This window comes from Streptococcus vulneris (genome assembly GCF_019218685.1).
In the GTDB taxonomy this organism is placed as follows: domain Bacteria; phylum Bacillota; class Bacilli; order Lactobacillales; family Streptococcaceae; genus Streptococcus; species Streptococcus vulneris.
Map to the genome: position 1 here is coordinate 39,678 of NZ_JAHUZC010000012.1, position 22,454 is coordinate 62,131.

Genomic DNA, 22,454 nt, shown 5'->3' on the forward strand with positions numbered 1-22,454 from the left:
TTAAGTTTATCAGATTGTTTTTTAAAAAATTATCCTCTAGAAAAAGTAAATAGCCTCCCCTGAAACAAAAAAGAAGACTGAAAACTAGTCTCCTCTGTTCCTTTTAAATCAAAGCTGTAATAACCGTCACTAGGCCAAAAATAATACCTGGTGCATTAGCTGCTGCAAGGGGGATATCTCTTTCTTTTTTGAAAAGACCGTAGTAAACCCAGAGACTACAGTTGATGGCAGCAACCAAGGGCTGGATGAAATTTCCTTTTTGACCAGCCAGATTGTTCATGATTTGTGGGAAGTAAGACACATACATCATAACAGACATAAAGGTCGCTACCCAACCTAAAATTTTCATTTGTTTTTCAGACATTTTCAAAACCTCTTTCATTTTTACTGAATCTTATTTTAAAATATTCTTTCAAAACAATCAAGTCTTTAAAACTTTTGTTATAAAGATATAAACTATCACAATCTTGTTATAAGAAAGAGGGAACAGAAAAAAGACCGAATTGCTCCGTTCTGTTTACTCAATCAAATATTAGAAAATGAATACTCCTTTTCAATGAATCGATTGATTGATGGTAAATAAGCCGTTAGAAATTATTGACAGTATCGAAATTTTCTAGTAAAATGAATTTTGTTAATACCTAAATGGTGTGTAGTTTTCTATCAACATAGTCAGGAGAAAAGGAACTTATGCTAAAAAAATTTAATGAATTGTCACTGAAAGATAAGGCTTATCTAATTGGCGGTTTGAGCTTATTAGTCATTGTGATCTCATTTGGTCTACTCAATCGTCAAACAGTAACTGTCAGTCTTGTCTTTACACAACTATCTGCTCCCTTGATTTTGGTGATTTTTACTTGTCTAGTAATCGGGATCATTGCTGGTAGTGCTATTGGTATTAGCTATCACCATAACAAGACTCAAGATCTGAGAAGCCGCATTGCTGAAGCAGAAGCGACTATCAATATAAAAGACAGGGAGCTTGTCCAGTACGAGGAACAGGTGCAACAATTAAAACAGGAAGCCAAACAATAAGTGTAGAAATCATAACCACCCGTGAAAACGGGTGGTTTTTTGTCTCGCACCTAACGGAGCGAGACGGACTGAAAGTCGCATAAATACAAAAAAGATCGAATTGCTCCGATCTTTTTAAGTTTCACTCCAAGAATGTTTAGATAAAAAATTTGATAATAGAATTACCTACTTCATACGATAAAAATCAATCACTAGACCAGCAGGCCCTTTAACTAATAAGGACTCTGTTCCCCAATCGGTTACAGTTGGTCCGTTTAAAACCTGGATACCAAGTTCTTTCAACCGTTGGTAATTCTGGTCTACATCCTCAACCTCGATATGAAGAATGATTCCTGACTGAAAATCTTCCAAAGGAATCAAATGATTTTGGGACAACATCAGACAGTGACTGCCAATCGTAAACTGAGCAAAACTGTCATCAACATAATCGGGCTTTTTATCCAAAATACGCTCCAAGTCAGCACAGACTTGGGGAACATCTGAAACGATAATATCTAATTGATTTAAATTCATTTACTATCCTCCATAAAAAGACCGGATTGCTCCGATCTTTTTAAGTTCCACGAAGGAATTATTTAATTGCGCGTGATTGCAATCCTTCTTCTTCCAAGAAGAGGCGGAATGGTACGAGTTCTTCTGCTTCGTATTTTTCCTTGAAGTCTTTGATTGCTTCTTCTGAGTGAAGTTTTGGATCCAATTCAAGTACTTCTACTGGAAGTGGACGGTGTGGAGTGATGCGAGCATCGATCACAACAGTTTTACCTTCTTTGTTGAGTTTAACAGCTTCTGCAACAACTGCATCGATGTCTTCGATACGGTCAACTGTAAATCCTACAGCACCTTGAGCTTCAGCGATTTTCGCATAGTCAGCATTAGGGAAGTCACAACCAAACAAGTGTTTGTTTGTGTCTTCGTATTTGTCCTTGATGAAGGCATATTTACCATTTGAGAAGACAACGTTGATAACTGGAAGGTCGTATTGAACGTTTGTGATAACGTCTGGGTAGCACATGTTGAATGCACCGTCACCCATGATGTTCCATACTTGGCGATCTGGATTGTCTTTCTTAGCAGCGATACCACCAGGAAGGGCAATACCCATTGTCGCAAAGAGTGGAGATGTACGCCACATGTTCTTAGGTGTCATGTGAAGGTGACGAGTAGATGTTTGAGTAGTGTCACCTACGTCGATTGAGTAGATAGCGTCTTGATCAGCATGTTTGTTGATTGCATTGTAAACTTGATACAATTGCAATTCACCCTCAGTTTTACCTTCGATTTTGTTCATGTAATCACGCCAGTTTTGGTTGTTCTTAACGTTTGCACGCCACCATGGAGTAGATTCAACTGGGTTCACTTTGTCAAGGATAGCTTTAGCTGCTTGACCTGCATCACCAAGGATTGAAGCGTCTAGGGCATGACGTTTACCAAGTTTGTAAGGGTCGATATCCACTTGGATGAATTTTTCAGTATTCTTGAATGCTTGGTAAACTTCAGCAAATGGGAAGTTTGAACCAAGGAAAAGAACTGTGTCTGCTTCAAAGACCACTTCGTTGGCTGGCTTCCAACCAACACGGTAAGCAGAACCTGTCAAACCTTCATAGTTCCATTCAAAGGCTTCAAAGTTTTTACCAGTTGTGATGATTGGTGCTTTGATTTTACGTGACAATTCAGTAATCACTTCACCAGCTTTAACACCACCGTAACCAGCATAGATAACTGGACGTTCAGCATTGTTCAAGATTTCAACAGCTTTGTCGATTTCAACTTCGTTCAAAGCAGGAGCGATGAATGAACGTTCGTATGAACCTGAACCGTAGTATGAATTTTCGTCGATTTCTTGGAAACCGAAGTTTACTGGGATTTCAACAACAGCTGGACCTTTTTTAGAAACTGCAGCACGGCAAGCTTCGTCGATTACTTTTGGCAATTGCTCAGCGTAAGCTACACGTTTGTTGTATACAGCGATACCGTTGTACATTGGGTTTTGGTTCAATTCTTGGAAAGCATCCATGTTGAGTTCGTTAACTGGACGTGATCCAAGGATTGCTAGGAATGGAGTGTTATCCATAGCTGCATCGTAAACACCGTTAATCAAGTGAGTCGCACCTGGACCACCTGAACCAACTGCAACCCCGATTGAGCCGCCGAATTTAGCTTGCATAACCGCTGCAAGAGCACCTGTTTCTTCGTGACGAACTTGCAAGAAGCGGATATCTTTGTCTTCAGCCAAAGCATCCATCAATGAGCTGAGTGTTCCTGATGGGATACCGTAGATTGTGTCTACGCCCCATGTTTTCAATACATTAAGCATTGCTGCAGATGCAGTAATTTTCCCTTGAGTCATAATGATAACTCTCCTTCAAATATTTTTAAATCTACTAAAAAAGGTTTCATATAGTTTTTGAAAACGTTTCAGTAAATTTTTACAATACTAATTTATCACATTTATTTTGACTTTACTAAGAATCTGCTCAGAAGTTTTTATTCTCTATTACAGTACAGTTTGAAAACGTTTTTAGCTTCTGTTTTATAATAAAAAAGCGAGCAAGCCCGCTTTTAGTCTATTTTACTAAAGTTTAGTAAGAGTGAACTAGTCAGAACAGATACAGAACTAAAGGCCATGGCTAGACCAGCTAGTTCTGGATTGAGGGCCAGTCCAACACCAGAAAAGACTCCTGCTGCAATCGGAATTCCGGCGACATTGTAGATAAAGGCCCAGAAAAGATTGAGCAGAATTCGATTAAAGGTTTTCTTACTCATGTCAAAGGCACGAACCACTCCTAGGAGGTTATTAGTTGTCAACACCAAATCTGCTGACTCGATGGCAATATCTGTTCCAGCTCCCATAGCAATCCCCACATCTGCTACACTGAGGGCAGGAGCGTCATTGATACCGTCACCAACAAAGGCTACTTTTCCAGTCACTTGTAGTTTATGGATTTCATGGGCTTTTTCTTCTGGTAAGACACCTGCAATGACCTCTTCGATTCCGATCTGATCGGCAATAGCACGCGCCACACCTGCATTGTCTCCTGTTAGCATGACTGTTTTAAGGCCTCGTTTTTTCAACTGACTGATGGCTAGCTTAGCATTTTCCTTAGGGATATCTTGCAAAGCAAGCAAGCCTTTGATTTCATTGTCCACAGCCAAAAACACAACTGTCTTAGCTTCTTTTTCCAGTTCTTCTAGTTTTTCTTGATAAGTGCTAGAAATGTTCATGCCATCCAGCATTTTAGCATTTCCAAGCAGAACTTGTTTTCCATTGATTTGCCCTGAAACACCTTTTCCGTGCCAGGCTTGGAAATTTTCAACAGTTTGAAGCTCAAGTCCAGCTTCACTCGCTCGTTTCACAACGGCTTCAGCCAGTGGGTGTTGAGAAGCTTCTTCCAAGGAAGCTGCCAATCCAAGCACTTCTACTTCGTCACCGATGATATCTGTGACCACAGGTTTCCCTTCAGTTAAAGTCCCTGTTTTATCAAAGACAATGGTTTGGACTTTCTGGATTTCCTGTAGAACCGTTCCATTTTTGAGGAGAACTCCCATCTTGGCACTGCGACCTGTCCCCACCATAAGGGCTGTCGGTGTTGCAAGTCCCAATGCACAAGGGCAGGCAATAATCAGAACTGCTACTCCATAGAGAAGCGAAGACACAAAGCTCGCTCCAAGCACAACTACACTATCCCTGAGCAAGACGAACCAAACCCAAAAGGTCACAATCCCTAAAATGACAACTGCTGGGACAAAAATCCCTGAAATTTTATCCGTCAAGTCCTGAATCGGCGCACGACTTGTCTGAGCTTTCTTCACAAAATCCACAATCTGAGCCAAAACAGTCTCTGAACCAACTTTTTCTGCTCTAAAAACAAGTGTTCCACTATTATTGATGGTTGAACCAATGACGGTATCTCCAACTGTCTTGTCCACAGGCAGACTCTCACCTGTCACCATAGACTCATCAATACTAGAGATACCTTCTACTACGACACCATCAACCGCAATCTTTTCACCGGGACGCACTCGAATCAGGTCACCTACCTTGACTTGCTCCAAAGGGACTTGAACATAGTTATCCTCACGCAAGACTTCTGCAGTTTTAGCTTGCAAGTCAAGTAATTTCTCCACAGCTTGGGAAGTATTTTTCCGCATTTTCTCCTCAAAAACGGCTCCCATAAGAACGAAGAAGAAGATAAATGCAGCACTTTCAAAGTAAACGGGGAGGCCAGCGAAGAGGGCAACTAAGCTATAGAAATAGGCCACTAGGGTTCCCAGAGCAACCAAGGTATCCATGTTGGCATTGTGCTTTTTAAAACTAGCCCAAGCACTTTGGATATAAGGACCACCTGCTACTAGCATAATCGGTGTTGTGGCTAAAAAGGTGCCCCAACGCATGACTTGGTGACTAATTCCTCCTGTCGACATCCCAATCATGAGGATCACAAGAGGCACAGTAAAGATACTAGTAATCCAAAAACGCTGGAGGAGTGATAGAGATTTTCGAGTCTTCTCAACAACTGTATAACTTCCCTTTTGCATCTTCATACCACAAGAAAATTCATGTTGACCTAATTCTTGAGGTGTAAAACGAATGACTTTCTCCTCATCTACGCCGATTGGCTCTAAGATGCCTTCTTCTTCAAACAGAATTTCCTTGTAACAGTTTGAAGGAGTTGCTCGATGAAAGGTAATCTCAGCTGGAATCCCTTTTTGAAGCTGTATATGAGCTGGATGGTAGCCTTTGTCTGCCGTGATACGGATTTTTTGAACACCATTTTCAAGACTTGCTTTTACAATTTCAGTCATATCATTCTCCTATTCTACAATCATCTTGCCGTGCATCATATTCATGCCACAAGAGAAACCATACTCTCCAGCCTGCTCAGGCGTGATTTCCACTACATACTCTTCACCCATTGGCAGGTTCGCATGTACACCAAAATCTGGAAAAACAATTTGGTCCAGACAGGGTGAAGGGTCCTTGCGGTCAAAGACAATGCGGGCTGGCACTGATTTCTTGAGGATAATCAACTCAGGCGTATAGCCCCCCATGACCTCCACTCGAATCTCTTGGTAGCCGTTTTTTTGCTGGGCTTTTTGTCCAGATTTTTCAGGCTTTTTGAAAAACCAAAACAAGATAAAGGCGATAAGGGTAATACAAACAATGGTTACAATACTATTTAACATGACGTCTCCTTTACATACAATTACATTTTACTTCTGTCACAGCGCTTGATTTCTTCTCAGAAATCACAGCTTCCAAGTCTTCCAAGTCATCCTTAGTAAAATCACATTCAGCAATCAAATCAGCCAACAAGTTCTTAATCCTACGGGAACAAACCTTGTCCTTGATATCTTGGACAAGCAAGTCTCGGCTTTGGTCTAGAGTTAAAAGCGCCGAATAAACAAAGAACTTGCCTTCTTTTTTCCTTGTCAAACACTCTTTCTCAACCAAACGAGCCAAAAGAGTTTGAATGGTTGACTTGGACCAGTCGAACCGCTCCGCCAGAACCCTTATCAAATCCGTACTAGTCTGCTCTCCTTGCATCCAAATAATCTTCATGACCTGCCATTCTGCATCTGAAATCTGCATAATCACACCTCCTAAATCTACATTTGTCGATTACAATTGTTAGTATACTCCTAAAATCTACATTTGTCAACTATGAAATTAATCTTTTCTTTGAAAATTTGAATTTTAACCATTTGATAAAGGATTTTCAGTCAAATCTTACTATATAAACTATAAAAATATGCTATACTAAAGAAAAAAGAAAACAACCACTAGGGGTGCGTAAAGCTGAGATTAACAACTGTTAGACCCTTTGACTCAATCTAGGTAATGCTAGCTGATGGAAGTGGAAATGATAATGGGGACTAGCAGTCTTCTATTGCCTTCCTGAAACGGACTAGCTTGTTCTTAAGAATACAAACTTCAGTTGGTTGGGAGGTTTTAGATGACTTATTTACCCGTTGCTTTGACCATTGCAGGGACTGACCCTAGTGGCGGTGCTGGCATTATGGCTGATTTAAAGTCATTCCAAGCTAGAGATGTCTATGGAATGGCCGTTGTGACCAGTCTTGTCGCTCAAAATACCAAAGGCGTTCAATTGATCGAGCACGTTTCTCCTCAAATGTTGAAATCCCAATTGGAGAGTGTCTTTTCGGATATCAAGCCTCAGGCTGTAAAAACTGGCATGTTGGCGACTACTGAAATTATGGAAATCATCCAGCCCTATCTTAAAGAGCTGGATTGTCCCTATGTTCTTGACCCTGTTATGGTCGCTACTAGTGGAGACACTCTGATTGATACCAGTGCCAGAACTTACCTAAAAACAAACCTACTTCCCCTTGCAACCATTATCACTCCGAATCTTCCTGAGGCAGAAGAGATTGTTGGTTTTTCAATCCATGATCCTGAAGACATGCAGCGTGCTGGTCGCCTGATTTTAAAAGAATTTGGTCCTCAGTCTGTTGTTATTAAAGGTGGGCATCTCGAAGGCGGTGCCAAGGATTTCCTCTTTACCAAGGAGGACCAATTTGTCTGGGAAAGTCCACGAATTCAAACCTGTCATACACATGGTACTGGATGTACCTTTGCTGCAGTGATTACTGCTGAACTAGCCAAGGGGAAAACCCTCTATCAAGCAGTCGATAAAGCCAAGGCCTTTATCACGAAAGCCATCCAAGATGCCCCTCAACTCGGTCATGGTTCTGGCCCAGTCAACCATACAAGCTTTAAAGATTAAAAAAACTCTCTAGTTCCCACTTTAAGGGAATTAGAGAGTTTTTATACTCTTCGAAAATCTCTTCAAACTAGGTCAGCTTTATCAGCAACCTCAAAGCTGTGATTTGAGAAACCTGCGGCTAGCTTCCTAGTTTACTCTTTGATTTTCATTGAGTATTAATTAGAAAATAATATCATCCAACTTTTTTAAAAAAGCTTGTGTTTTTGCCTCTATATCTTCTGCCTGCATCAGATCGCGTACGACTGCTACTCCAGCTATACCCGTGCCGATAAGTTGGTCAATGTTCTCTGATGTCAAGCCGCCAATGGCAACTACTGGAATGGCAACCCTTTGGCAAATTGTCTTCAAGGTTGAAATCAGAGTGATGGGTGCATTTTCCTTGGTCGTAGTCGGGAAAATGGCTCCTGTCCCCAAGTAATCTGCTCCCCCTTCTTCTGCCTCGAGGGCTCTTTTTACAGTTTTAGCTGTGACACCGAGGATTTTTTCAGGACCTAGGACTTTGCGGGCAACCGAAACTGGTAGTTCATCGTCTCCAATATGCAGACCAGCAGCATCAACCGCAAGACAAACATCCAAACGATCATCGATTATCAAGGGTACCTGATAGGCATCTGTTATTTCCTTGACTTGTTTTGCCAGTTGATAATATTGATTGGTTGTGAGATTTTTTTCTCGCAATTGGACTATGGTAACCCCTGAAAGGCAAGCCCTCTCAATCTTTTCAAGAAAGCTTTCCAAGGAATCTTGGTAGCGATTGGTTACCAGATACAGTCTAAGCGCCTCTCTATTCATAAACATCTCCTTTGATAGCATCTAGCCAGTTTTCATCTCTTTTGAGGAGCGAAAGCTGATTGAGTACTTGGTAACGAAAATCTTCCAATCCCATTCCTTGAACAACTATTCTCTCAGCGGAGATATTAAGATAAGAGACCGCTAGACACGAAGCTATAAAGCCAGTCCTTCCTTGGCTGAGAAAAACGGCGGTCAAGGCTCCAACCAAGTCTCCTGTCCCTGTTATCCAGTCTAATTCTGCACAGCCATTTCCCAGTACAGCGACCTGATTCTTCGAAACGATGAGGTCCTTGGGGCCTGTGACTAAGAATGACATACCTGGATAAAGCTGACACCAGTCTTTCAAGACTTGAAGTAAATCCTCAGTTTCTTGATCTTTAGCACTCGCATCAACCCCAACTCCATGGTGCTTTAAACCAACAAGACTTCGGATTTCTGACATATTTCCTTTAAGGACCATAGGCTTGTATTCTAAAAGATCTCTGACTAAGCTCTTACGAATGGATGAAGCCGTTACGCCAACCGCATCTACTACCATTGGGAGACCAGCTTGAGCTGCATAAGAAGCTGCCATACGGATTGCTTTTTCCTTCTCAGCTGACAAGTGCCCCAAATTGATGAAGAGTGCCTGGCTTTGCTTAGTAAAATCGAGAACCTCACGAGGGTCATCTGCCATGACAGGTTTACATCCCAGAGCCAAAATCCCATTTGCCAGCATTTCACAAGAAATTTCATTGGTAATACAGTGAATGAGGGAAGTCGTTCCCAGAGGAAAAGGATTTGTCAATTCCTGCATCAGTTTATCCTTTCATCAAAGAAATATCCCTGCACTTTTTTAAAGAATTCCTGCTTGATTAAAAATCGAAAGGCAATAAAGGAAATCGCTGTGCCAATCAAGGTTGCTCCGAAAAATCGAGGAGTGTAGATAAACCAGCTAAGCTTAGCGGCCGATCCTGTAAAGAGTACCATAACAGGATAGGAAACAATAGAACCAATAATACCTGTTCCCAAAATTTCTCCCAAGGCAGAAAAGTAAAATTTTCGACCATACTTATAAAAGAGACCTGCTAGAAGGGCTCCAAAAGTCGCTCCTGTTAGAGCTAAAGGCGGAATTCCTTGAGTCGTCATACGGATAAAGGCTGTCACTGTAGCCATAGCCAAGGCATAAACAGGTCCCATCATGATTCCTGCTAGAATATTAACTACACTGGACATCGGTGCCATTCCCTCAATCCGAAAGATAGGCGTAAGGACTACATCAAGGGCAATCATCATGGATAAAATGGTTAATTTGTGAACTTGCAATTGGTTCTTTCTCATATTTCTATTCTTCTCCTTTTTCTAAAGAGTGTAAATCACTCTTCCATGTCTGGTGTTGGTAGGCCATTTCCCAAAACTTGGCTTCCATGTGAACACTAATGTGGAAGGCATCTAGCATTTTTTTCCTGTCTGTCTCATCACTTTCTCGATAGAGTTGATTAACCAGCGCTCCCTCCTCTCTGATCTGTTGCTCTAACTCATCCGTAATATAAGTTTCAATCCATTGTTGGTAGAGAGGATTTGGTGACGGTCTAAGATTAAGTGATTTGCCTATATCATGATATAGCCAAGGACAAGGCAGCAAGCTGGCAAAAGCAATGCCCAAGTTCGGCTCTGCAAATTGACGATAAATGTGAGAGATATAATGATAGCAGGTTGGAGCGATTGGATGTTGCTCTATTTCCTGATCGCTGATTTCCAATTCCTTGAAAAATTGTTGGCGGATAAATAACTCACCTTCCACTAGACTCTGAGCATTTTGTTTCAAGAGTCTTTTCATCTCTTGGTTTGAAGTCTTATCAGCCAAGAGGTGATAGGCTTCTGAGAAGGCCTTCAAATAGTAGGCATCCTGAATCAAGTAATAGCGGAAAATTGCAGGGTCTAAATTCCCCTCTTGCAACTGTAAAATAAAGGGATGATGAAAAGAAGCCTGCCAAGCTTCCTTGGATAATTCCATCGCAATATCTGTAAATTCCATAATAACTCCTTTATAAAAATAGACTGGTTTGAAGCAATAAAAAGAACAGCAGGTAGATGAATAGTGTCCTTTGAGGAATATAAAAAGTCCGATAGCTATTCTCCACCTGTGCATGTTCGTCATATCCATGCGCCGATAGGGCTCTTAGGTAAAGATGGCGCCATCTAAAGACTGTCATCAGAACCTTGCTGTAAATCAAGGGAGACCAAAAATGCAGTTCTTGACCGCGTAATAAGCAAGCTTCCTTGAGGGACTTGATTTCTTGCTGGATAAGGGGGAAGGAATTGAATACCACAATCAAGGCATAGGCCCAAGAGCGTGATAACCCCTTTTGAGCCAAGTACAAGAGAAGCTCTTTTAGGGAAATAGAGGAAACAAAGACAAGACCAATACAAACGGTCACAAAGGCTCTCGTTCCAAGCATGACTGCCTGCGAAGTATCTCCGTGTAACTGAACTGCCCAGTAGTTGGCCAAGGATGGCAAAATGGCGAGCAGAATCATCCAAGCCAATACTTTAAATCGACGGTAATAGAGCATAAAGAGAATACAAAATGCGACTACCGAAAGATTCAGAGCAATCGAAGGAATGAAGGATGTTTCCAAGGATAAAATCAGCAAGAAGAGACTGATAATCGGTGTCTGGGTTGCTACTTTGACCATACTATCCCACCTCCCCTTGGGTATTGCTACTCTGAGATGTGAGTGGTTTGGTAATTGTCACTTCTTTCACATGACTGAGACCTTGACTAGTCATCTCAATCCAATAATCAACCACAGATATCAAGGGATCTAAACGATGGCTAATGATCAAAAAACTTCTTCCTTGATTTCTGTCCTCCACAATCCACTGACAAAAATAATGGCAGGCTCTATCATCCAAACCAGCAAAAGGTTCATCTAGCAAAATCACGGAAGCTTTACTGGTCAAGATGGTCAAGAGCTGAAGAATCTTTTGCTGGCCACCACTTAATTGATAGGGACTCTTATCGAGTGCCTGCTCCAAATCAAAATATTGTAAAGCTTTAAAAATCCGCTGATTTCTTTCAGAATCAGGTCCATCTAATTGAAGTTCCTCTCGCAGACTGACTCTGATAAACTGCTTCTCAGCTTCCTGAACAACACCCGTCAGGTCACGATACAAACTCTTTTTCTTTTTCAGGACTGTCCCCCTCCAAGTAATTCGTCCTTTATACTTTTGAAATTGAAGAATAGACCGAAAGAGGGTTGATTTCCCGACACCATTATCACCCAAAATACAGGAAATTCCTTTATAGAATGTGAAATCCGCAATCGAAAAGAGGGGGCGCTTATCCAGCTCACAAGTCGTTCCATCCATATGGAATAGTTCTGGACTAGAAGCAACTTCCTTTGAAGCAACCTGTGTCGTCTCAGAGGTAGGGATTTTAAATACTTCCCTTAGTTGACCATCTCTTAGCTCCACCATATGGTCGATATAGGCTTCATAGTCCGTTAAATCATGGTCGCACAAAATAACTGTCTTCCCATCAGAGACCAACTCTTTTAGAATCTCCAATATCTCTATCCTACTCTTGCGGTCAATGGAAGAGAAGGGCTCATCCAAGAGATAGACCCTAGGATTCATAGCAAAGAGAACTGCCAGTGCAGCCTTTTGCTTTTCTCCACCTGATAAGTGATGGATGGGACGGTGCAAGATAGCCTTGCAGCGACATTGCTGGACAACCTCTGCTATTTTAGAAGCAATTTCCTGAACGGGATGCCCAATATTTTCCAAGGTAAAAACCAGCTCCTCAAACAAGTTCTCCATGGTAAATTGATGATTGGGATTTTGAAAGAGAATACCAATCATCTGGACACGTTCGATAATAGAAAGTTGACTGACCTCCCTCCCATTTATCAGGACTTGACCGCTATAGGGAAGAGAACTGACTTGGGCAATCATTTGAAAGAGGCTAGATTTTCCTGAACCACTGCTCCCAACTAACAAGGTAAAGGCTTGCGCATGAAAAGTAAAATCAAGTGGCTCAGAGAAGATTGGGGACTGAATCGCTCGTAGTTCCAGACCCATCTATGCCTTGCCTCCAGCTGCAAACTGATGATAGAGTTTGACAATAGCACGAACCAAGATGGTACAGAAGAAAAAGACGGAAATAAAACGTACTACAAGCAAGGAAAGGACAAAAGGAAGGGAGAAGGCGTAGTAACCTAACTTAATGTATTCATAGACAAAGCTAACAAGCGTAATTCCAATACTATTGGCAGTTAGAGAGAGCCAACTTTCATAGCGATTCTTGGTTACGATAAAACCAAGTTCACTTCCCAAACCTTGAACCAAGCCAGACAAAAGGGCACCTAGACCGAATTGGCTACCATAAAGGACTTCAGCAAGCGCAGCTAGCACTTCTCCAATCGTTGCGCTTCCCACTCTTGGAACAAAGATGGCCGCAATGGGCGCAGCCATACACCAGAGACCAAAGAGGATTTCATTGGCAAAGGCCTGCAAGCCAAGAGGGGCTAAAATCAGAGTGAGGACATCAAACAGATAGCCGGATCCTACAAAAACGCCACCAAAAAAGATAGACAAGAAAGCAAGTAAAATAACATCTTTTAACTGCCATTTTTTCAACATAAAAAACTCCTTTTTTAAAGAAAAGTGGGGTATTCAAGGTGAGCTACCGAAAGGCTTAACGTCCAGCCTATCCTCTTTTGATAAACAAAAAAACTCCAATTACAATCAAGAATTAGAGTTTAGCTTACAAGATTAGACAGTTCTTTTCGACATACGAAAAAAAACCATTTCACATTTCCCTTCGCCAGTCTTAACTGTATCAGGTTCAATGGGTATCATCTCAGCCTAAAGCACCCCAAATGTCTTTATTATTTAATTATATAAATATTATAACAAACGATTTATTCTAGTTCAAGAAATTGAACTGGAAATACAGCCTTGTACTCAAAAAGACAGCAGATCTTTCTTTTGCAAAAACCAAATGTCTTGTTTGATAGATTAGCTATTTAAACTGAATCAGGACATATCTTTTTAGAAAAGGAAAACTTCCACTTACTTAGAATCCAAGGATCGATACCTATTGTTCACTCATTTCCCGAACAGTTTTTTCTATATTTTTTGCATACGATATTGCTGAAATGATTGAAACACCGTCAACATTGGTCTTCATAATGTCTTTAATATGTTTCGTCTGTATCCCACCAATTGCAACTAAGGGCATTTGTGGCAATAGTTTTCTCATCAATTTAAGACCTTCATAACCTATAGCACCACCAGCATCATCCTTTGACTGGGTATCAAATACAGGACCAACACCAACATAATCTACATATTCAACTTTTGATTGTTGAAATTCTTTCTCGTTTTTTATAGAAAGACCAATTATTTTATCTGGCATCAATTTTCTAATTTCATCAACTCCAAGGTCATCTTGTCCTACATGTACGCCATCAGCGTCAATTTCCATTGCCAAATCAATATCATCATTAACAATAAACGGCACATTGTATTTTTTACAAAGATCCTGTAGTTTAATTGCTAATTCGACTTTTTCTTTACCTTCTAAGGCTCCCTCACCTTTTTCACGAAATTGAAATAAGGTTATACCACCTTTTAAGGCCTCCTCAACGACTCTATATAGATCTTTTCCTTGGCAAGTAGTCGTCCCACAAATAAAATATAGTTTTAGTAATTCTTTATGAAACATCTTACTTCACTCTTTTGAATTCCTTTACATCTTCGTCTGTAATCTCGTATAAGGCATTTATAAATTCAACTTTAAATGTTCCAGGAAGATGTCCATTTGGACGTTTTTCTGCCATTTCTCCAGCGATATTGTAAACCAACATTGCTGTTTCTAATGATTTCAATTCTTGACCTTTTTCTAGTCCGATAAAGCTTGCTACTACAGCACCTAATAAACATCCAGTTCCAATAACTTTTGGCATCATGGCACTACCATTATGAATCGTTACCACTTCTCCATTTACCGCAATGGCATCCACTTCACCTGTTACTATTATAGGAATATTGAACTTCTTATTTGCTGCTAGAGCAATTTCATCAATATTATCTACGCCCGCACTATCTACTCCTTTAGATGCCACATTTATTCCTACTAAAGAGGCAATCTCGCCAGCATTTCCTCTAATCGCTGCTAGTTTGTAATTGTTGATTAGATCATCTGCTACTTTTTTTCTATATTCTCCTGCTCCACAGGCTACAGGATCTAAAACTGCTGGGACATTATATTTCTCTGCAATTTTCAGAGCAGCTTGGTATAATTTCCAATTTTCATCTGTCAATGTTCCTATGTTTATTAATAAACCTCCAGCATACTTTAACAAATCCTCTAAATCTGCAGGAAACTCACTCATAGCTGGTGATGCACCCAGTGCTACTAATCCATTTGCTGTGAAATTTTTTACTACATCATTGGTTATGCAAATGACCAAAGGTGCTTTTTCTTTTAATAATTTTAAACTTGTCATATTGAAATCCTTCCTTTTCACTTTATACGATCTATTGATTTCAATTTATCTCTATCTTTCGTTAAGAAATTTTTTTTACATTGAATGATTTATGCTCGATGAAAATCAAAGAGCAAACTAGGAAGCTAGCCGCAGGCTGTACTTGAGTACGGCAAGGTGAAGCTGACGTGGTTTGAATTTGATTTTCGAAGAGAATTACCTCATCAAATTTGTCAATATCCTAAACTTTCTCTAGGCGTCATAACCAATATCAAAAAAGGCTAATTCTAAAGCGACCGCTTGATTCCAGCGTTGCTGAAGTTCTGTCAAACCTTCTCGATCTTGTCCGACACGATTGAGTTCGTCAACCAGAAATTGAACCCACTCTGCAAAGAAAGGACCTCTGTGGAGGTTGATCCATTCCGAATGAATATAGGCTTCAGGTAGAGCCAAATCTTTAGAACCCCAGTCTAAATAGAGACCTTCTGCAATGACTAGCATGACCAAAAGATGAGCATAATCTGATGATGACACAGCAGAATACATAAGCTGCTGAAAGGCTTTTGTTACAGGATGCAAGGTCACTTCCAGATAGTCATGCTCTGCTACTTTTAACTCCATGAAAGCCTTTTGGAAATAACCGTCTTCATCTGCTTCAAGAAAGCCTAGTTGCTTGGCAAAACGAAGCTTGGATTCAAGCTGGTCTGCGTGGGCTACGCAAGCACCCAGCATGGATAAGAAGGCATCAAAGAAGTGATAATCTTGAATCAGGTATTCTTTTAAGACCTTATTCTCAATTGTCCCCGCAAAAAGTTCCTTAACAAAACGATGATTGATTGCAGCTTGCCAATCCTTATGACTGCTTTTTAATAATTCTCCAACAATCAAACCTGGCTCAAATGCATAGTCTTGTGTTTCCATATTTACTTTTCCTCTCTTTACTCGTTCGTAATCAACAAAATATCAAGAAAATCCTAGTTTTACTTGACCTTTTTAAAGAAAATCAAGGGCGTTCAAGAAGAGCTACCTAAATTCTTTGTATCACCTTCATCCGGCTTATATAAACAAAAAAACTCCAATTACAATCAAGAATTAGAGTTTAGCTTACAAGATTAGATCGTTCATTTCGACATACGAAAAAACGTTTCACATTTCCCTTCGCCAGTCTTAACTGTATCAGGTTCAATGGGTATCATCTCAGCTTAAAGCACCCCAAATGTCTTTATTATTTAATTACTGCACCAGTATAGCAAAAAATGAAAGCCCTAGCAAGATTTTTGATTAGAAAATATATTTATATAGATTTCAATGGTGATTTATTCTTCCTATAGACGAAGAAAAACCTCCACATTCAGTGGAGGCAATCTTTTTATCAATACAATTTTAAGTCACGAGGATCGACTGGGAAGGTTGGGTTGTATGGGTTGTGACGGAGTTTGAAGTGTTTGACATCTTCAATAGTCTGAGTTCCAGACAATTGCATAACTGTCTTCAATTCTGCATTCAAGTGTTCAAAGACTTGACGCACACCGACACTACCACCGAGAGCCAAACCATAGATAACAGGGCGACCAATAGCTACCAAGTCTGCTCCTGAAGCCAAGGCTTTAAAGACGTGTTGACCACGACGAATACCAGAGTCAAAGACAATTGGCACACGTTTGTCAACTGCTTCTGCTACTTCTTGAAGTGAGTCAAAAGCAGCTGGTCCACCGTCGATTTGGCGGCCACCGTGGTTGGTTACCCAGATACCAGAAGCTCCCGCAGCAAGCGAACGTTCAACGTCCTCACGGCATTGTGGTCCCTTGACATAAACAGGAAGTCCTGAGTATTCAGCAATAAATTCTACATCACGTGGAGACAAGCGTTGTTTAGCTGATTTGTAAACAAAGTCCATTGATTTACCAGCACCTTCTGGTAGGTATTCTTCAACAATCGGCATGCCAACTGGGAAGACAAAACCATTACGCTTATCTACCTCACGATTGCCCCCTACCGTAGCATCAGCCGTCAAGACAATCGCTTTATAACCTTCAGCCTTCACACGGTCCATGATGTGGCGATTGATTCCGTCATCTTTACTAAAGTAAAACTGGAACCAATGTGGTGTCCCTTGAAGGGCTTCTGTAATTTCTGGAAGATCTACAGTAGAGTAAGAGCTAGTTGTGTAAAGAGAACCAAACTCATGCACACCACGCGCAGTAGCCACTTCACCCTGTTCATTTGCCAATTTATGAGCTGCAACAGGTGCCATAATGATTGGTGAAGACAATTTTTCACCTGCAAATTCAATCTCTGTACTTGGATTTTCTACATTGCAAAGCGTATGCGGAACGATGAGTTTGTGGTTAAAGGCGCGAATATTCTCACGCAAAGTGAAAGTATCTTCCGCCCCACTAGCGATATAGCCAAATGCGGCTTTAGGGATAACTTGTTGCGCCATTGGCTCCAAATCATAGGTATTGATGAAATCTACATGACCTTCTGCATTGCTTGTTTTGTATGACATAAAATGCCCTCCTTAATAAGTAAGCGTTTACTTTGTATATTACAAAAATATCTTAACTCTTTTTTCAAAACTTTTCAAATATTTTGTTTGTAAATTTCAGAAATTTTATGTCTATGATAAAAAATCCTTATAACGGCAATAAAAAATAGATATTATCCAAAGAAGATTTTAAGTGCTACAATAACTGTATTATTTCTAGATGGGAGGTTCTATTTTTGGATTGGTCCATTGTTGAACAATATCTACCACTATATCAAAAGGCATTCTTTCTGACCTTGCATATTGCAGTTTGGGGAATTCTGGGATCCTTTCTGCTCGGTTTAATCGTTAGTATCATCCGACATTATCGAATCCCTGTTTTGACGCAAGTAGCGACAGCCTACATTGAATTATCACGTAATACGCCCCTTTTGATTCAACTCTTCTTTCTCTATTTCGGACTTCCTCGAATCGGGATTGTCCTATCTTCAGAAGTCTGTGCCACTTTAGGACTGGTCTTTTTAGGAGGCTCCTATATGGCAGAATCTTTCCGAAGTGGGCTGGAAGCCGTCAGTCAAACCCAGCAGGAGATTGGATTAGCAATCGGTCTGACGCCTGTACAGGTCTTTCGCTATGTGGTTCTTCCGCAAGCAACAGCTGTGGCACTCCCCTCCTTTAGTGCCAATGTCATTTTCCTCATCAAGGAAACCTCTGTTTTCTCAGCAGTAGCTTTGGCCGACCTCATGTACGTTGCCAAGGACTTGATTGGACTATATTATGAGACAGACATTGCGCTAGCTATGTTGGTAGTTGCTTATCTTATCATGTTGCTACCCATCTCACTGCTCTTTAGTTGGATAGAAAGGAGGCTCCGCCATGCAGGATTCGGGAATCCAAGTACTCTTCCAGGGAAATAATCTCCTGAGAATCTTACAGGGTTTGGGCGTTACGATTGGGATATCCATCCTGTCTGTCCTCTTATCCATGATGTTCGGAACAGTCATGGGAATCATTATGACCTCCCATTCTAGAATCGTACGATTTTTAACACGATTGTATCTGGAATTCATCCGTATCATGCCCCAACTGGTGCTACTCTTCATCGTTTACTTTGGCTTGGCTCGAAACTTTAATATCAATATCTCAGGTGAGACTTCTGCTATTATCGTTTTCACCCTCTGGGGAACAGCTGAGATGGGGGACTTGGTCCGTGGAGCCATCACTTCCCTTCCTAAGCATCAGTTTGAAAGTGGACAGGCACTCGGCTTAACCAATGTTCAACTTTACTACCACATCATTATCCCACAAGTCTTTAGAAGATTACTGCCACAAGCCATCAATCTTGTTACTCGGATGATTAAAACCACTTCCTTGGTTGTTTTGATAGGGGTTGTTGAGGTTACAAAGGTTGGACAACAAATCATCGATAGCAATCGCCTGACCATCCCAACTGCTTCCTTTTGGATTTATGGAACCATTCTAGTCTTGTATTTCGCAGTTTGCTTTCCTATTTCCAAACTATCCACTCACCTAGAAAAACATTGGAGGAACTAAATGTCTGAAACTATCTTAGAAATCAAGGAACTAAAAAAATCCTTCGGAGACAATCCCATCCTCCAAGGACTTTCTCTAGATATCAAAAAGGGAGAAGTTGTCGTCATCCTAGGACCATCTGGTTGTGGTAAAAGTACCCTCCTTCGTTGCCTCAATGGCTTAGAAAGTATTCAGGGTGGAGATATCCTGCTGGATGGTCAGTCTATCGTTGAAAATAAAAAAGATTTTCACCTCGTTCGCCAAAAGATTGGTATGGTTTTTCAAAGCTATGAACTTTTTCCCCATCTGGATGTCCTTCAAAACCTCATCCTAGGCCCTATCAAGGCTCAAAGGAGAGACAAGAAAGAAGTCACTGAAGAAGCTTTGAAACTACTAGAACGTGTCGGTTTGCTAGATAAACAACATAGCTTTGCGCGTCAATTATCTGGTGGACAGAAGCAACGGGTTGCAATTGTTCGTGCCCTCCTCATGCATCCAGAAATCATCCTTTTTGACGAAGTGACTGCTTCGCTGGATCCAGAAATGGTGCGTGAGGTTCTGGAACTCATCAATGACTTGGCCCAAGAAGGCCGTACCATGATTTTAGTAACCCACGAAATGCAGTTTGCCCAAGCAATTGCCGATCGGATTATCTTCCTCGACCAAGGGAAAATTGCTGAAGAAGGAACGGCTCAAGCCTTCTTTACCAATCCTCAAACTAAACGAGCCCAGGAATTTTTAAACGTCTTTGACTTTAGCCAATTTGGCTCATATCTATAAAGGAGATTCTTATGAAACTATTCAAACCACTCTTAACTGTTTTGGCACTTGCCTTTGCCCTTATCTTTGTCACAGCTTGTAGCTCAGGTAGAAATGGTGGTGCATCGTCAGGTAAAACCACTGCCAAGGCTCGCACAATCGATGAAATCAAAAAAAGCGGTGAGCTACGAATCGCCGTGTTTGGAGATAAGAAACCTTTTGGTTACGTTGACAATGACGGTTCTTACCAAGGTTACGATATTGAACTTGGGAACCAATTAGCACAAGACCTTGGGGTGAAGGTTAAATACGTTTCAGTTGATGCTGCCAACCGTGCTGAATATTTGATTTCAAACAAGATAGATATTACTCTTGCCAACTTTACAGTGACTGACGAACGTAAGAAACAAGTTGATTTTGCCCTTCCTTACATGAAAGTTTCTCTTGGTGTCGTATCACCAAAGACTGGTCTCATTACAGATGTCAAACAACTTGAAGGTAAAACTTTGATTGTCACAAAAGGAACGACCGCTGAAACTTATTTTGAGAAAAATCACCCAGAAGTAAAACTCCAAAAATACGACCAATATAGCGATGCCTACCAAGCTCTTCTTGACGGACGTGGAGATGCCTTTTCTACTGACAATACTGAAGTCCTAGCTTGGGCGCTTGAAAATAAAGGATTTGAAGTAGGAATTACTTCCCTCGGTAATCCAGATACCATTGCGGCAGCAGTACAAAAAGGTAACCAAGAATTGCTAGACTTCATCAATAAAGATATTGAAAAATTAGGTAAGGAAAACTTCTTCCACAAGGCCTATGAAAAAACACTTCACCCAACCTACGGTGACGCTGCTAAAGCTGACGACCTGGTTGTTGAAGGTGGAAAAGTCAACTAATACTCTTCGAAAATCTCTTCAAACCACGTCAGCTTCACCTTGGATTATATTTGATTTTCATTGAGTATAAGATCCAATAACATCACAAAAAGAAATCAGGTAATCCTAGTGACTACCTGATTTTCTATGTTTTAAGCGTTTTGCCAATTTTCTTGGTCTTCTTTAAATCGTTTTAGGAGATCTAAGCCTTCTGGTGTGATGTAACCTTCTTCTTGAGCTAGGTGAATGAGTTCACTGTAGTTAGAAAGTGTTAACAGCTTAACACCAGCATCTGCAAAGTTTTTGTCTGCTTTTGGCAATTGGTAGCTGAAAATCGCTACAACTCCAAGCACATCTGCTCCTTCTCGTTTAGCAGCTGCTACTGCTTCAAGAACAGAACCACCTGTTGAAATAAGATCTTCAACCACTACCATTTTTTGACCCTGAGTTACGCGGCCTTCGATTTGATTACCAGCACCGTGGTCTTTTGGTTTGCTACGGATGTAGGCAAATGGCAGATTCATCTTGTCAGCAATGATGGCTCCGTGAGGAATCCCAGCTGTTGCAGTTCCTGCAATCACTTCTACCTCTGGAAAGGCTTCTTTAATAGCTTCCACAAAGCCATTTTCAATTAGGGTACGAGTTTCTGGATAGGCTAGTGTCACACGATTATCAGTGTAAATGGGCGACTTGATACCAGATGCCCAAGTGAAAGGCTCCTCTGGTTTGAGGTAAACGGCTTGAATTTTCAAGAGGTGGCTGGCGATATCTTTAGCAAGTGTCATGGTCTTCTCCTTTTATTTTATAATCTAGTTCTTTAATTCCAGTCCTGTGTCCATTCATCCTTGATGGCATGATAAGCTGCAACAGGATTCTCAGCTTGGGTAATGGGACGTCCCACTACGATATAGTCACTGCCGATTTGATAGGCATCTGCTGGCGTCATGACGCGTTTTTGATCTCCTACTGCAGCACCTGCAGGACGAATGCCCGGTGTCAGACAGATAAAATCTGGATTGGTGGCCTGCTTGATGAATTCCACTTCCTGAGCCGAGCAAACGACACCATCCAAGCCCGCTTCAGCTGTCTTCCTAGCATAATGAATCACAGACTCTTGCAGGCTGGTCTGGATGTTTTGAAAATCCTGCATCTGGGCTTCTGACGTTGATGTCAGCTGCGTTACAGCAATCAATTTTGCTTGACTTCCAAGACCTTCACGCGCAGCCTTCATCATCTCCACGCCGCCAGCGGCATGAACATTAGTCATATCCACACCAAGCTGAGCCAAGACCTTCATGGCTGACTTGACTGTATTAGGAATGTCATGCAGCTTAAGATCCAAAAAAACACTGTGCCCCAGGCCTTTCAAGTAAGATACAATCTCAGGCCCCGTTGCGTAATAAAGCTCCATCCCTACCTTAAGATAAAGGCTTTCTTCTGCTGGAAAAAGAGCTAAGAATTCCTTGACCGCCTCAAAACTAGGAAAATCAAGAGCAATGACTGGACGATGTTCTCGCATAGGTTTCTCCTTTTACCTTTGCTAGTGAGAGAGTCTGGGCAACAGAAGCCACGAAAAAAGGAACCTGCCAACAGCAAGGTTCCACGAAAAATGGGTAGTCTCCACCCTTTCACCGTCTAACCTTAGCTGCCTCTCTGGACTGCTTTAAAGGTTTTTTACTATTCTATTATTTCTACTAACACTTGTCAAGTAAAAACATGGCAACTAAAGAGCTATAGAAGAAAAGGT

General features: G+C 41.0%; 25 protein-coding genes and 3 riboswitches. Of the genes, 6 read left to right on the forward strand and 19 right to left on the reverse strand.

Annotated elements, in window-relative coordinates:
* Positions 1-103: 103 nt before the first annotated feature.
* On the reverse strand, positions 104-364 hold the full coding sequence (locus tag KUA57_RS08215) for a SemiSWEET family transporter (RefSeq protein WP_001291472.1): 261 nt from the start codon (positions 362-364) through the stop codon (positions 104-106).
* 326 nt (positions 365-690) lie between these two features.
* On the opposite strand from KUA57_RS08215, the gene KUA57_RS08220 reads away from it, so the two are divergent.
* The gene (locus tag KUA57_RS08220) at positions 691-1,035 is read left to right on the forward strand and encodes a lipopolysaccharide assembly protein LapA domain-containing protein (RefSeq protein WP_000913393.1); all 345 of its coding nucleotides are present in this window, start codon (positions 691-693) and stop codon (positions 1,033-1,035) included.
* A 165-nt stretch (positions 1,036-1,200) separates the two neighbouring features.
* Here KUA57_RS08220 and KUA57_RS08225 read toward each other — a convergent pair whose 3' ends face one another.
* The 5 genes from KUA57_RS08225 to KUA57_RS08245 form a co-directional block, all read right to left on the reverse strand.
* A complete protein-coding gene (locus tag KUA57_RS08225) occupies positions 1,201-1,548 on the reverse strand; it encodes a VOC family protein (protein WP_001052638.1) in 348 nt (115 codons plus the stop codon).
* Positions 1,549-1,606: 58 nt separating this feature from the next.
* Entirely contained in the window at positions 1,607-3,382 is a 1,776-nt protein-coding gene (gene spxB, locus KUA57_RS08230) for a pyruvate oxidase (RefSeq protein WP_000191819.1), read from the reverse strand.
* Between the two features lie 212 nt (positions 3,383-3,594).
* Positions 3,595-5,838 (reverse strand): heavy metal translocating P-type ATPase, encoded by a 2,244-nt coding sequence (locus tag KUA57_RS08235; RefSeq protein ID WP_125386098.1) that lies wholly within the window; start codon positions 5,836-5,838, stop codon positions 3,595-3,597.
* A 9-nt stretch (positions 5,839-5,847) separates the two neighbouring features.
* Positions 5,848-6,219 carry a cupredoxin domain-containing protein gene (locus KUA57_RS08240; protein WP_125386099.1) on the reverse strand — a complete coding sequence of 124 codons (372 nt, stop codon included), beginning with the start codon at positions 6,217-6,219 and terminating at the stop codon, positions 5,848-5,850.
* A gap of 10 nt (positions 6,220-6,229) precedes the next feature.
* Positions 6,230-6,625 (reverse strand): CopY/TcrY family copper transport repressor, encoded by a 396-nt coding sequence (locus KUA57_RS08245; RefSeq protein ID WP_125386100.1) that lies wholly within the window; start codon positions 6,623-6,625, stop codon positions 6,230-6,232.
* 183 nt (positions 6,626-6,808) lie between these two features.
* A riboswitch (TPP riboswitch) is annotated at positions 6,809-6,906 on the forward strand.
* A gap of 83 nt (positions 6,907-6,989) precedes the next feature.
* Here KUA57_RS08245 and thiD point away from each other — a divergent pair.
* Complete coding sequence (thiD, locus tag KUA57_RS08250; RefSeq protein WP_218494047.1) at positions 6,990-7,781, forward strand: bifunctional hydroxymethylpyrimidine kinase/phosphomethylpyrimidine kinase; 792 nt, start codon at positions 6,990-6,992, stop codon at positions 7,779-7,781.
* A gap of 159 nt (positions 7,782-7,940) precedes the next feature.
* Here the strand turns inward: thiD and thiE (KUA57_RS08255) are convergent, their stop codons facing one another.
* From thiE (KUA57_RS08255) to lctO, 11 genes are all read right to left on the reverse strand, one after another.
* A complete protein-coding gene (gene thiE, locus KUA57_RS08255) occupies positions 7,941-8,573 on the reverse strand; it encodes a thiamine phosphate synthase (protein ID WP_218494048.1) in 633 nt (210 codons plus the stop codon).
* Positions 8,566-9,369, reverse strand: coding sequence for a hydroxyethylthiazole kinase (thiM, locus tag KUA57_RS08260; RefSeq protein WP_218494049.1), 804 nt, complete (start codon positions 9,367-9,369; stop codon positions 8,566-8,568). Before thiM (KUA57_RS08260) ends, thiE (KUA57_RS08255) begins: the two co-directional genes overlap by 8 nt.
* On the reverse strand, positions 9,369-9,893 hold the full coding sequence (gene thiW / locus KUA57_RS08265; RefSeq protein WP_218494050.1) for an energy coupling factor transporter S component ThiW: 525 nt from the start codon (positions 9,891-9,893) through the stop codon (positions 9,369-9,371). The genes thiM (KUA57_RS08260) and thiW overlap by 1 nt, the downstream gene beginning before the upstream one ends.
* Before the next feature lie 4 nt (positions 9,894-9,897).
* Positions 9,898-10,590, reverse strand: coding sequence for a thiaminase II (tenA, locus tag KUA57_RS08270; RefSeq protein WP_218494051.1), 693 nt, complete (start codon positions 10,588-10,590; stop codon positions 9,898-9,900).
* A 10-nt stretch (positions 10,591-10,600) separates the two neighbouring features.
* Complete coding sequence (locus KUA57_RS08275; protein WP_125448129.1) at positions 10,601-11,251, reverse strand: energy-coupling factor transporter transmembrane component T; 651 nt, start codon at positions 11,249-11,251, stop codon at positions 10,601-10,603.
* Between the two features lies 1 nt (position 11,252).
* Entirely contained in the window at positions 11,253-12,638 is a 1,386-nt protein-coding gene (locus KUA57_RS08280; protein ID WP_218494052.1) for an ATP-binding cassette domain-containing protein, read from the reverse strand.
* A complete protein-coding gene (locus KUA57_RS08285) occupies positions 12,639-13,199 on the reverse strand; it encodes an ECF transporter S component (RefSeq protein WP_049510473.1) in 561 nt (186 codons plus the stop codon).
* Positions 13,200-13,358: 159 nt separating this feature from the next.
* Positions 13,359-13,447, reverse strand: a riboswitch (TPP riboswitch).
* Between the two features lie 209 nt (positions 13,448-13,656).
* Complete coding sequence (thiE, locus tag KUA57_RS08290) at positions 13,657-14,286, reverse strand: thiamine phosphate synthase (protein ID WP_061864268.1); 630 nt, start codon at positions 14,284-14,286, stop codon at positions 13,657-13,659.
* A gap of 1 nt (position 14,287) precedes the next feature.
* Entirely contained in the window at positions 14,288-15,070 is a 783-nt protein-coding gene (thiM, locus tag KUA57_RS08295) for a hydroxyethylthiazole kinase (protein WP_192855415.1), read from the reverse strand.
* A gap of 231 nt (positions 15,071-15,301) precedes the next feature.
* Positions 15,302-15,970 carry a TenA family protein gene (locus tag KUA57_RS08300; RefSeq protein WP_218494053.1) on the reverse strand — a complete coding sequence of 223 codons (669 nt, stop codon included), beginning with the start codon at positions 15,968-15,970 and terminating at the stop codon, positions 15,302-15,304.
* Positions 15,971-16,185: 215 nt separating this feature from the next.
* Positions 16,186-16,274: riboswitch (TPP riboswitch) on the reverse strand.
* Positions 16,275-16,421: 147 nt separating this feature from the next.
* Entirely contained in the window at positions 16,422-17,558 is a 1,137-nt protein-coding gene (gene lctO / locus KUA57_RS08305; protein WP_000120723.1) for an L-lactate oxidase, read from the reverse strand.
* Positions 17,559-17,773: 215 nt separating this feature from the next.
* Here lctO and KUA57_RS08310 point away from each other — a divergent pair, with 215 nt between their 5' ends.
* The 4 genes from KUA57_RS08310 to KUA57_RS08325 are packed head-to-tail and all read left to right on the forward strand — an operon-like array spanning position 17,774 to position 20,728.
* Complete coding sequence (locus KUA57_RS08310; protein WP_218494054.1) at positions 17,774-18,454, forward strand: amino acid ABC transporter permease; 681 nt, start codon at positions 17,774-17,776, stop codon at positions 18,452-18,454.
* Entirely contained in the window at positions 18,414-19,091 is a 678-nt protein-coding gene (locus KUA57_RS08315; RefSeq protein ID WP_115904838.1) for an amino acid ABC transporter permease, read from the forward strand. The genes KUA57_RS08310 and KUA57_RS08315 overlap by 41 nt, the downstream gene beginning before the upstream one ends.
* Positions 19,092-19,850: an amino acid ABC transporter ATP-binding protein gene (locus KUA57_RS08320; RefSeq protein ID WP_218494055.1), complete on the forward strand. Its 759-nt coding sequence runs from the start codon at positions 19,092-19,094 to the stop codon at positions 19,848-19,850. It abuts the gene before it with no gap.
* 11 nt (positions 19,851-19,861) lie between these two features.
* Positions 19,862-20,728: a cysteine ABC transporter substrate-binding protein gene (locus tag KUA57_RS08325; RefSeq protein WP_218494056.1), complete on the forward strand. Its 867-nt coding sequence runs from the start codon at positions 19,862-19,864 to the stop codon at positions 20,726-20,728.
* A gap of 131 nt (positions 20,729-20,859) precedes the next feature.
* Here the strand turns inward: KUA57_RS08325 and pyrE are convergent, their stop codons facing one another.
* Both pyrE and pyrF read right to left on the reverse strand, forming a co-directional pair.
* Positions 20,860-21,492, reverse strand: a complete 633-nt coding sequence (pyrE, locus tag KUA57_RS08330; protein WP_218494057.1) for an orotate phosphoribosyltransferase — start codon at positions 21,490-21,492, stop codon at positions 20,860-20,862.
* 32 nt (positions 21,493-21,524) lie between these two features.
* Entirely contained in the window at positions 21,525-22,226 is a 702-nt protein-coding gene (gene pyrF, locus KUA57_RS08335) for an orotidine-5'-phosphate decarboxylase (RefSeq protein WP_061864275.1), read from the reverse strand.
* Positions 22,227-22,454 lie beyond the last annotated feature (228 nt).